This is a genomic window from Limosilactobacillus kribbianus, assembly GCF_026413145.1.
Lineage (GTDB): Bacteria > Bacillota > Bacilli > Lactobacillales > Lactobacillaceae > Limosilactobacillus > Limosilactobacillus kribbianus.
On sequence record NZ_JAOVYZ010000019.1, the window covers coordinates 24,625 to 34,189 of the forward strand.

Sequence of the window (9,565 nt, forward strand, 5' to 3'; positions counted from 1 at the left end):
CCGTGGGGCTTTCCGCTATTTTGCTGTGAGAAAGGGCGTCATCGTGTCTTGCAAAAGTGCCGCTAATCCTGCCGGAGCCAACTGTTGCTTTTGGCGAATCCACCAGGCCAACAGGTTAATTTCCCCACCAGCAATAAAATGATAGATGTACTCCTGCTTTTCTGGATTATTCTCTTTCAGCCGCCAGTTGCTATTTTCAAGAAAGTGCTGGATATACGCTGGGTAGCACCGCTCCATATAGTTCGTCAAATCATTATCGATAATGGTAGCGATCCCGGCCGCATGTTTCTGCCAATCCAGCGCTAGCTTACTAAAGAGCTGCTCTAGTGAAACATCCTGCTGACCGCCAAATTCTTGAAAGCTCTGGTAGTAGAGATCATCTACGTAGTATTCCAAAACGGCTTCTTTTGTTTTGAAATGCTGATAAAAGGTCTGCCGAGTATAATCCGCCCGGTCGGCGATATCGACGACCCGAATCTGGTCAAATGGCATTTCCTCCATCAGCGATAACAATGCCGTGGCAAGACTGTGCTTAGCCTTTTCCGCCCCAGCATTTTGACGATTAAACATCGCGTTCACCTCCTCGGCAATAATCTTAATTTAATTATAGCCGATTTTGGATTTACAACTGTTTATTTGCTGGCCGTTGATTTTTTAGGCTTCAGCCAGAACGAGAGAACAAAGCCCAGGGCGGCAAAGATGAACGAAGCCAGGAAGGCGTACCAGTACCCGTGGTTGAGCTGGCTGGCCCGGGAAAGACCCTCGCCCGCCGTGGACTGGGTTCCAAAGGCAACGACCATCATCAACAGGGCCGTCCCCAGGGAACCGGCAATCTGCCGAACCGTGGAGGAAGCCGCGTTCCCGTGAACGTAGAGCTCCCGTGGCAGGGCGTTCAATCCTTCGGTAAAGGTCGGCATCATCACGGTAGCGATCCCGACAATCCGGAAGGCGTAGGACCCGGCGACGATCCACAGGCTGGTCTGCGGCGTGAAGAACAGCATCGGCAGACTCCCCAGGGCAATGATTGCAAAACCGACGAGCGAAAGGTTCTTAATCCCGTACTTGTCGTACAATTTACCGGCGATCGGGCTCATCAGCCCTTCCAGAATCGCCCCCGGCAGCAACATTAGTCCGGCATGGAAGGCCGAAAGTCCGTGAACCCGCTGCAGGTAGATCGGCAAAACCAGTTCCACACTCAGCAGTGCGATATTCGAGATGGCGCTCAGGACGGTCGTGAGGTTAAAAATCCCGTTCTTAAATACCTGCAGGTTAACCAGGGGAACGGCGATTTTCAGCTGGCGACGACAAAAGGCAACGATGATCACTAGCCCCGCGACAATGGCCAGACCGTTGATTGCGTCAATTCGGCCAAGGTTGCCGATATCCGAGAAGCCGTAGAGCAAGGCCCCGAAGCCGAAACAGGATTCCATAACCGAAACCCAGTCCACCGCCTGGTTGGTGTCGACGTTGACCACGTTATGGACCACAAAGAAGCTGACGATCAGCAGCAGGGCGACCCAGGGAATCAGAACCCCGAAAAGCCACTTCAGGCCAAGGTTGTCAATGATCCAGCCCCCGACCGTTGGCCCCAGTGCCGGCCCAAAGGCGATTACCAGGCCGATAATCCCCATGATAAAGCCCCGGTCTTTGGCTGGGAAAAGCATCAGGACCACGTTTTGAATCAACGGAATCATTGACCCGGCGGCGATCGCCTGGATCAATCGTCCCACCAGCATTGCCCAGAAATTGGTGGCAAAAAAGCCGAGCACCGAGCCCACCAAAAAGATGGTCAGCAGGCTGATAAAGGTGTGCTTGGTGTTAAAACGGTGGAAAACCCAGGCCGATAGCGGAATCATCAGCCCGGTCACCAGTTGGTACCCGGTGCTGACCCACTGGGCAACCGACTGGCTGACCTGGTACTGGCTGATGATCGTTGGCAAGGCATTGTTAAAAAACGTTTCGGTCAGCATCATGGTGAAGGCCCCGAAAATTAGGACCGCCATCATCCTGACCTTTTTATTTTGTGGTGAGTTAATCGTAAGCATGATTTTTCCTCCATTCTATAGCCAGCTACACTTTTACCTAAAAAGAAAAGGCGGTTCCGCCCTACTTCATGTTGGCCTGCATCTGCTTGAGAACCCGTTCAAAGACGGCCAGGTCAGGCTGGCTGATCTGAGCCGTCAACGTTGCGTTCAACTGTTGAACCGGTTTTTGCAGGTCGGTCAGATTTTCTTCCAGGAACTGTTGCCCCCGCGGCGTCAGCGACAAAAGCACCTGGCGCTTGTCCTGACTGCTGGTCGTGGTGGCGAGCAGGTCGGCGGCCACCAGTCGGCGAACGATTCCCCGGATGGTGGGATGACTGATCTCAAATTTGATTTCAATCTCCTTTTGGGTCACCAGCTGGTCCTGGTGGTCAAAAACATACATTAAAACCAGCACTTGGTTACCGGTTAGGGTGATGCCTAAAGACGTTAGCTTAGCATTCAATTGCTTTTCAATGGAAATGTTCAATAATTTAATTTGCCGACCAAGGTCGTTGATTAGCATTGCATGTTGTCCCATGACTGTCACCTCTTTTTTCTATAAGTGTAGCTTACTACACTTTTTAAAAATCAGCAAGCAAAAAATCCTGAGGCCGTTTTGTTGCTTCAGGATTTTCCCTAATTTAATGCTTTCTTGACCAGCTTGACCACCATTGCCGCCTGCTGGTCCTGCGAAAGCGAGCTCAGCGCGGCCGCTTGACTGCTGGTGGTACCCGTACTTGAAGCCATCACCTTTTGCAGCTTCTTCATCTGGTTGGGCGTGACCGCCAGCCAGGTGTCTTGCGGGATTGTGACCGTTCGGTACTGGCTGACCAGTTCCCCGGCCTGGTCGCCGACGTTGAGCCAGAACTTGGCCCGCTTGCTCTCCCATTCCCACCGGGTGGTCGTTGTTTTCAGCGTCGCCTGCTTGACGTTTGCCGTCCGGTACGTGGCGTGCTGCTTGACCGCCGTGGTGATGTGCTTTTGTTTGGGAACAAAGTGGGCCTTAGCCTTGCCGCTCGGTGTGTCCGCATACACCAGAACATAACGATTCGACTTCGTGCCGAGCCGTTTAGTAACGAGGACTCCGGCCGGTGACTTGCTGCCGGCCGCGGAATAGATCTGCCGGGTGGTGGTCGTCGTCACCTTTTTCATTCCGTAATGACTGGTGAAATTCGCGCTCATGACGCTAACCGCTCCCACCAGGGCCAGGGCGCTCAAGATCCCGATCGCCCAGCGCAGCAGGCGGTTGGGGATCAACGTCCAGGCTAGGATGGTCACGATCACAAGGGCAAAAATTACGTAGATAATCATTTGGCAAACTCCCTTCTTTCCGCTTCCTGCTGGTCCTTGTTTTTAAGGAAGAAGACCACGACGAGACCGATCACCGCAAAGGCCAGGCCCACGGTGAAGGCCAGCTGGAAGCCATCCATTGAGGCGTTGATAACCTTGTCGGCATAGGCAATCGGATCCGTTGTCTTCAGGCTGGCAGCGGGCTTGTGGTTGTTAATCACGTCCTGGGTCACGGAGGTCAAGAGGGCGACCCCGACCGACGAGGCCAGCTGCCGGGCCGTGTTGTTGACCGCCGTCCCGTCCGCCGACTTTTCCTTCGGCAGCGCGTCCATGGCGGCCGTCGTCATCGGCATCAGGACCATTGCCACCCCGATCATCCGCACAGTGTACATCAGTGTGATGATGATCGATGGCGTTGACTCGGTGATCACTGCAAAGGGAATCGTCCCCGCGGCCAAGACCAGGAGGCCGGCAAAGGCAACCCTTTTCGTTCCGGCCTTGCTGTAGAGGAGCCCGGCAAGCGGTGACATGATTCCGAGGAAGAGGGCCCCCGGCAGAAGCGTCAGGCCAGAGTCAAGCGCCGACATGCCGTGGACGTTTTGCAGGTAGGTCGGCAGCATCATTTCGACCCCCATCATCGCCATCATGACGGCCGCGATCGCAATCGTCGTCACGGTAAATTCACGGGACTTGAAAACTCGCACGTCGAGGAAGGGTTCCTCCAGCTTCAACTGGCGCTGAACAAAGAAGGCAATCAGAATCAGGCCAATGACGATTGGGCCATCCACCGTGGTGAGGCTCGACCAGCCATCGCTGGAAACGTTGGTAAAGCCGAGCAGGAAGAGGCAGAAGCCAAAACTGGATAGTAAGAGCGACGGCCAGTCCAGTTTGACCGGTTCGTTTGGGATCACGTCCCGCATGAAAAACGGCAGAAAGATCAGCACGATGACCAGGATGACCATTGGGATGTAGAAGATTGTCTGCCAGTGGGCGGCCAGCGTAATCCCCAGAAAGTGGTGGTCACGATCCAGAATCCACCCCGTCAGCGTCGGGCCAATCGCCGGTGACATCCCGACAACCAGCCCCATCAAGCCCATTGCCACGCTCCGTTCGCTGGCGGCGTAGATGTTAACGATGATGATCTGCAGAAGCGGCATCGCCACCCCCACCGCGGCCGCGGCAACCACCCGGCTGACGACGAAGAGCCACCACATGTCATGCTCCTCCGGTGTGAAGGCGGTGATCGAAATCCCGGCCAGCAGGACCAGGTAGGTGATCAAAGTCAGCTGTTTGGTCGGCACCCGTTTGACCAGGTATGACGACACCGGAACCATCACCCCAATCGCTAGCAAGAACCAGGTAGTTGCTTGCTGGGCGGTGTTCAGGTTGATGGAAAACTTGTCCATCAGTGTCGGCAGGGCCGTCCCCAGCGTTGACTGCATCAGCGATCCGGCTAAGGTCGCGATTAGTATCAGCATAAACAGGGCCAGCCGATGATAAGTTTTGCCATGAATATCCGTTTGAACGTTAGTCATCGCATTTCAGCTCCTCAAAATCAATTTCTGGAAATACTATACCGAGGGGAAAATGCGATGCCCAGACTAATTTGTGGCTGACTGTCTTAAATGAGACAATTAGTTGCAAATCAGCCTTTTTTAACCGCTTTATTCCGATATAATGGTGACAAATTAAAATGATAGAGGAAGAAAATGAAGTACACCAAAAAGACCGACTACACCAACCAGCAGCTGCAGGACGCGCTTCTCGAATTAATGACGACTAAGCCATTCGAGAAGATCACGATCAATAACATTGCAGACGCGGCCCATGTCAATCGGTCGACTTTCTATCGCTATTATGATGATAAGTACCAGTTGCTCGAACGAATTGAGAACGATTTGATCGAACAGATCGACTCGATTCGCAATCAGGTGAAACCATTACAGTCCGATCAATCAGCGGACCTTCTACAGATGGAGGTCAACTTCTTTAATCGACATTTTGCCGAGCTTCAAGTCCTGCTCGGCAATAACGGTGACCGGCACTTTGAAGCCAAACTCACCCAGGGATTTTACGAGCGCTTTGCAGCCTTTACTCACCATCAGGCGGACCCCCAGGTAATGATGATTCGCCAGGTCATCGTGGCCACCTCAATGACCGTTTTGAAGTTCTGGCTCTTCAATGCCGACCAGATTGATGGTGAGGAAGCTCTCCACTCCATCTCCGCCATTTTACAGAACGGGGCCTTCTCATACTTGCGCGAGGTGACGGGGCAAGGCAACCAGGACTAGAGCGTAATTACGTGGGGAGCAACCCCCGCATCGTGGTTGGCCAGGCATTCCACGCACTGGGGATCCTGGGCCACCTTGGCGATGTAGTTCAAGGACTCTTGCGCCGCCGCCCGGTCGATCACCACACCCGGGGTTAGGTTTTCCTCCCAGGATTTGGCCGCGTACCCGGCATCGGCCGCCAGCATCACGTACTTGTCCGTGTCGTAGCTCTGGACCCGGGTCGCACACAGGCCGGCGCTGTGGCCCGGTTCCCAGATCATCTTAATGCTGCCGTCGCCGAAGAGGTCGAAGGACCGGTGGTAGGCCCCATCCAGGCTCGGTGCGAGGTGGAAGGTCTTGACCCGGATCCCCTTCCACTCGTGGGGCAGGTAACGCATGTGGTCGTGGTTGGCAGCCTGCCACTCCTCTTCACTCACCAGGATGTGCTTGGCATCACGGACGAGGCTGAGGCCGTCAGCGTGGTCGCAATGCAGGTGGCTCATCAGAACGTAATCGAGGTCGCTGGTCTTAATCCCCATTGCCGCCAGCTGCTCGTTGACCGCCTGCCCCGCTGGAAGATTGGCCTTGTTCACCGGCCACTGGAAGCTGAGGTTGCGCAGCTGGTGGTCACGGTTGACCGTGTTCCATCCCGTGTCGATCAGGATCAGGCCTTGGGGATGTTCGATCAGGTAAACAGACACCGGAACCTCCACCCGGTGCTTTTTGGAACGAAACAGCCCGGTCCAGGCCAGGGGGCGATCGGTGGAACGGTGAAACGGCAGGGCTTCATCGACGATCACCGTTCCCGTGTGCAATACATGAATCTTGATTGGCTGTGTCATTTGGAATTCCTCCTTGCTTAATTGTTGATCTAATTGTAATGCCACCATAACCACGGTACAATTACTAATAATACCTAAACTGTGTAATAAAGTTAGGAGAATACTTAGATGGCAACTAATCAAAACGATTTGCGCTGGCGGCGGACCGACGAACAGATTCGGCGGGCCTTCGTCACCCTGCTAAAAAAGAAATCGTTTGAAAAGATCACGGTCGGCGAAGTGGTCGCCACCGCCCAAATTAGCAGGAAGGCTTTCTACCTGCATTACGAAGACAAATATAATTTCTTGCTGATCCAAGAAAATAAGATCCTGAAAAAGCTTCAAGCCGCTTTGACTGCCGAGCACACTCACTTTGCACAGGTGCTCGCGAATCCAGCCGGGCTGCGCAAGCAAAGCTACCTGACGATTAACCAAGTCCTGGAAATTTTGAACGGCGAGCGGCCGATTCTCAAAGCGCTCCTGTCGGCTAACGGTGACCCACAGTTCAAAATTCAACTGCGGCAGCTGCTCGATCAAGAAATCCAAACGCGCATCAAACTGTACCACGCCCGGTTAACCACCAAGATTCCGCAGCGCTACGCCATGGAAATTCTCAGTGGCGGCTTGGTGGATTTGATCACCGCCTGGCTGCAAAATCCTCATCCGGAAAGTACGGCGAATTTTTCGCAAATTCTGACCGACAGTCGGATGCTCGCCCCGCTGGACCTGCTGGTTTATGATGACTAAATTAAATCAAAAAGAGCATTCTCCCTAATCGGTTCGGCTGGGTTCAACCCGCCAGGCCGTTTGGAAAGAATGCTCTTTTGCTATTTAATATTTACCTCAATCAATTCTCCACGCTCTTCGGCAGCATGTCCGTCGGGTTCTGATCCAGCGCCCCGACGATCTCGTGGGCGGTATAGGGTTCATCCAGATAGGCGACCTCGTCCGGGGTCAGCTTGATGTCCATGGCGGCCGCGGCGTCGTCCAGGTACTGCTGCTTGGTGGCGCCGACGATCGGTGCCGTCACGCCCTTCGCCCATTGCCAGGCCAAGGCGATCTGCGACATCTTGACGCCGTGCTGCTGGGCCAATTCGTCGACCCGCTTAATGATCGGCATGTCCTGATCCTCCGCCGTATCGTACTTGGCCCGCGCCGAAGTATCGGTCTTGCTGCGGGCCGAGTCGCTGTTCCAGCTTGGCCGGGTCAGGTGGCCACCCGCCAGCGGGCTGTACGGCATCAGCATGACCCCGTCCTGCCTGCAGATTGGGATCAACTCCCGCTCGTCCTCACGGTACAACAGGTTGTAGTGATTTTCCATCGCCACGAACCGTTGCCAACCATGCTTCTCAGCAACGTGCTGCATGTTTTGGAACTGGTAGCCATACATCGCCGAAGCACCAAGCGCGCGAACCTTACCGGCGACGACTAGGTCATTCAGGGCTTCCATCGTTTCCTCAATTGGCGTGTCGTAGTCGAAGCGGTGAATGATGTAAAGGTCGAGGTAGTCGGTGCCGAGTCGCCGCAGGGTTCCGTCGACTTCACGGTTGATGGCTTCCCTGGACAGGCGGCCGGGGTTGAAGTAGACCTTGCTGGCAATCGCCACCGCACTCCGGGGAACCTGGTGCTTTTTCAGCGACCGGCCAATGAACTCCTCACTGGTTCCGGCCCCGTACACGTTTGCGGTATCGAAGAAGTTAATTCCTAAATTGAGCGCGTGCTGAACCATCGCATCGGTCGCATCTTCGTCCAGGATCCACCGGTAGGTCTTGAAAGCGGGCTTGCCAAAGCTCATCCCGCCGACCGCGAGTTTCGAAATCTTAATATCCGTTCCCGGAATCTGACTGTACTCCATCATTTTGCCTCCCGATTCTCTGTCAATCTTAGTTCAGTGGTGGCAAGTCCTTGATCTTGCGGGCCGGAACCCCACCAACGACCGTATTGTCGGGTACGTCCTTGGTGACGACCGCCCCTGCGCCAACGATCACGTTGTTACCAATGTGGACACCACCGATCACCGTGACGTTGCCGCCAATCCAGACATCATCGCCGACCGTGATCGGGGCCGTGGTGGTGATCAGGTAGTGGCTGCCGTCGTCTCTGGTACCAAAACGCTTCCTAGCGTCCAAGTCGTGTTGACCACAGTAGAACTTGGTATCGGGCGCAATGATCACCCGGTCGCCCAGGGTAATCAGGTTGGAATCCTGAAAATAGCAGTTGCCGTTAATGAAAACATCGTCCCCCACGGAGATGTGGGCACCGTAAAGGGCTTCAAAACGGCCGTTGACGGTCACGCCCTTGCCGGCCTTGCCGAACAGCTGGTGGATTGTCGCCTGCCGCGCCGCGGGGTCGTGCGCCTGGTTTAGCTGGGCCACCAGGCGCTGCCCCGTCTTAATCATGTTCTGGAGTTCTGGGTCACGGTAGTCGTACTCCTGCCCGGCAAGCTCTTTTTCATGTTCCGTCATCGTCATTGACACGGTCCCCTTTCATTCAGTTCCTATTCAGTTATTGAATAACTATTCAAAATCGCCCAGCGCCGGCAGCTGATCTTCATGCAGGTATTGGTTGTACTTTTGGGCCTGGCTGTTCAGATCCTCATCAGAAATCGATGAAGCCCCGATCGTGATAAACGGCTTCAGGTAGGTCATCCCGATCAAGCGGCTGGTGGCCTGGAACGGCCGCAACAGTTCGGTGACCGTGTACTTGACGAAGCCGTCACGGCCGTAGTTGTGGGCCCCCGGTGTGACCGCCAGCAACAGTTCCTTGCCGTGCAGGGCGGTGCCACCCTCCCCATAGGCCCAGCCGTATTCGAAGACGTCATCTTCCCATTGCTTGAGCAGGGCCGGTGAGCTGTACCACATGATTGGGAACTGGAGGACGACCCGGTCGGCGTCTTCCAGCACCTTCTTTTCGGCCTCGACATCAATCTTGCCGTCCGGATAGAGAGCATACATGTTCCGCACCGTGATGTTGCTGTCCAGGGCATTAGCCAGGGTCTTGTTGGCCCGAGACTGGCCATAGTTTGGATGGAATAATAATGGCAGATTGTAAAATTTAAGTTGAACATTTAAGTGGACAGAAAAACCCATCAAGGTCTTTAATGGTGTTACCACACAATCCATTAGAAAGAAGGACCTTGATGAGCACCACTATTTTATCA

Annotated in this window: 11 protein-coding genes; 2 read left to right on the forward strand and 9 right to left on the reverse strand. The window is 54.4% G+C overall.

Annotated elements, in window-relative coordinates:
* Positions 1-15 precede the first annotated feature (15 nt).
* The 5 genes from OCT58_RS05555 to OCT58_RS05575 form a co-directional block, all read right to left on the reverse strand.
* Positions 16-570 carry a TetR/AcrR family transcriptional regulator gene (locus OCT58_RS05555; RefSeq protein ID WP_267201887.1) on the reverse strand — a complete coding sequence of 185 codons (555 nt, stop codon included), beginning with the start codon at positions 568-570 and terminating at the stop codon, positions 16-18.
* A 62-nt stretch (positions 571-632) separates the two neighbouring features.
* On the reverse strand, positions 633-2,045 hold the full coding sequence (locus OCT58_RS05560) for an MDR family MFS transporter (RefSeq protein WP_267201888.1): 1,413 nt from the start codon (positions 2,043-2,045) through the stop codon (positions 633-635).
* A gap of 61 nt (positions 2,046-2,106) precedes the next feature.
* Positions 2,107-2,562 (reverse strand): MarR family winged helix-turn-helix transcriptional regulator, encoded by a 456-nt coding sequence (locus OCT58_RS05565; protein WP_267201889.1) that lies wholly within the window; start codon positions 2,560-2,562, stop codon positions 2,107-2,109.
* A gap of 98 nt (positions 2,563-2,660) precedes the next feature.
* The gene (locus OCT58_RS05570) at positions 2,661-3,335 is read right to left on the reverse strand and encodes a DUF4811 domain-containing protein (protein ID WP_267201890.1); all 675 of its coding nucleotides are present in this window, start codon (positions 3,333-3,335) and stop codon (positions 2,661-2,663) included.
* On the reverse strand, positions 3,332-4,849 hold the full coding sequence (locus OCT58_RS05575) for a DHA2 family efflux MFS transporter permease subunit (protein ID WP_267201891.1): 1,518 nt from the start codon (positions 4,847-4,849) through the stop codon (positions 3,332-3,334). The genes OCT58_RS05570 and OCT58_RS05575 overlap by 4 nt, the downstream gene beginning before the upstream one ends.
* 174 nt (positions 4,850-5,023) lie before the next feature.
* Here OCT58_RS05575 and OCT58_RS05580 point away from each other — a divergent pair, with 174 nt between their 5' ends.
* Positions 5,024-5,605, forward strand: a complete 582-nt coding sequence (locus OCT58_RS05580; protein WP_267201892.1) for a TetR/AcrR family transcriptional regulator — start codon at positions 5,024-5,026, stop codon at positions 5,603-5,605.
* On the opposite strand, the gene OCT58_RS05585 is transcribed toward OCT58_RS05580, so the two are convergent.
* Positions 5,602-6,426: an N-acyl homoserine lactonase family protein gene (locus OCT58_RS05585; RefSeq protein ID WP_267201893.1), complete on the reverse strand. Its 825-nt coding sequence runs from the start codon at positions 6,424-6,426 to the stop codon at positions 5,602-5,604. The genes OCT58_RS05580 and OCT58_RS05585 overlap by 4 nt on opposite strands.
* Before the next feature lie 108 nt (positions 6,427-6,534).
* On the opposite strand from OCT58_RS05585, the gene OCT58_RS05590 reads away from it, so the two are divergent.
* A complete protein-coding gene (locus tag OCT58_RS05590) occupies positions 6,535-7,152 on the forward strand; it encodes a TetR/AcrR family transcriptional regulator (RefSeq protein ID WP_267201894.1) in 618 nt (205 codons plus the stop codon).
* Between the two features lie 100 nt (positions 7,153-7,252).
* On the opposite strand, the gene OCT58_RS05595 is transcribed toward OCT58_RS05590, so the two are convergent.
* The 3 genes from OCT58_RS05595 to OCT58_RS05605 are packed head-to-tail and all read right to left on the reverse strand — an operon-like array spanning position 7,253 to position 9,494.
* Positions 7,253-8,260 (reverse strand): aldo/keto reductase, encoded by a 1,008-nt coding sequence (locus tag OCT58_RS05595; RefSeq protein ID WP_267201895.1) that lies wholly within the window; start codon positions 8,258-8,260, stop codon positions 7,253-7,255.
* A gap of 28 nt (positions 8,261-8,288) precedes the next feature.
* Positions 8,289-8,876, reverse strand: a complete 588-nt coding sequence (locus OCT58_RS05600) for a sugar O-acetyltransferase (RefSeq protein WP_267201896.1) — start codon at positions 8,874-8,876, stop codon at positions 8,289-8,291.
* Positions 8,877-8,921: 45 nt separating this feature from the next.
* On the reverse strand, positions 8,922-9,494 hold the full coding sequence (locus tag OCT58_RS05605; RefSeq protein WP_267201898.1) for an NAD(P)H-dependent oxidoreductase: 573 nt from the start codon (positions 9,492-9,494) through the stop codon (positions 8,922-8,924).
* Positions 9,495-9,565: the final 71 nt, after the last annotated feature.

Coding starts and splice junctions, on each gene's coding strand:
- OCT58_RS05560 (WP_267201888.1), bottom strand. CDS start 2,045: ATGCTTACGATTAACTCACCACAAAATAAAAAGGTCAGGATGATGGCG.
- OCT58_RS05605 (WP_267201898.1), bottom strand. CDS start 9,494: ATGGGTTTTTCTGTCCACTTAAATGTTCAACTTAAATTTTACAATCTG.
- OCT58_RS05585 (WP_267201893.1), bottom strand. CDS start 6,426: ATGACACAGCCAATCAAGATTCATGTATTGCACACGGGAACGGTGATC.
- OCT58_RS05575 (WP_267201891.1), bottom strand. CDS start 4,849: ATGACTAACGTTCAAACGGATATTCATGGCAAAACTTATCATCGGCTG.
- OCT58_RS05555 (WP_267201887.1), bottom strand. CDS start 570: ATGTTTAATCGTCAAAATGCTGGGGCGGAAAAGGCTAAGCACAGTCTT.
- OCT58_RS05600 (WP_267201896.1), bottom strand. CDS start 8,876: ATGACGATGACGGAACATGAAAAAGAGCTTGCCGGGCAGGAGTACGAC.
- OCT58_RS05580 (WP_267201892.1), top strand. CDS start 5,024: ATGAAGTACACCAAAAAGACCGACTACACCAACCAGCAGCTGCAGGAC.
- OCT58_RS05565 (WP_267201889.1), bottom strand. CDS start 2,562: ATGGGACAACATGCAATGCTAATCAACGACCTTGGTCGGCAAATTAAA.
- OCT58_RS05570 (WP_267201890.1), bottom strand. CDS start 3,335: ATGATTATCTACGTAATTTTTGCCCTTGTGATCGTGACCATCCTAGCC.
- OCT58_RS05590 (WP_267201894.1), top strand. CDS start 6,535: ATGGCAACTAATCAAAACGATTTGCGCTGGCGGCGGACCGACGAACAG.
- OCT58_RS05595 (WP_267201895.1), bottom strand. CDS start 8,260: ATGGAGTACAGTCAGATTCCGGGAACGGATATTAAGATTTCGAAACTC.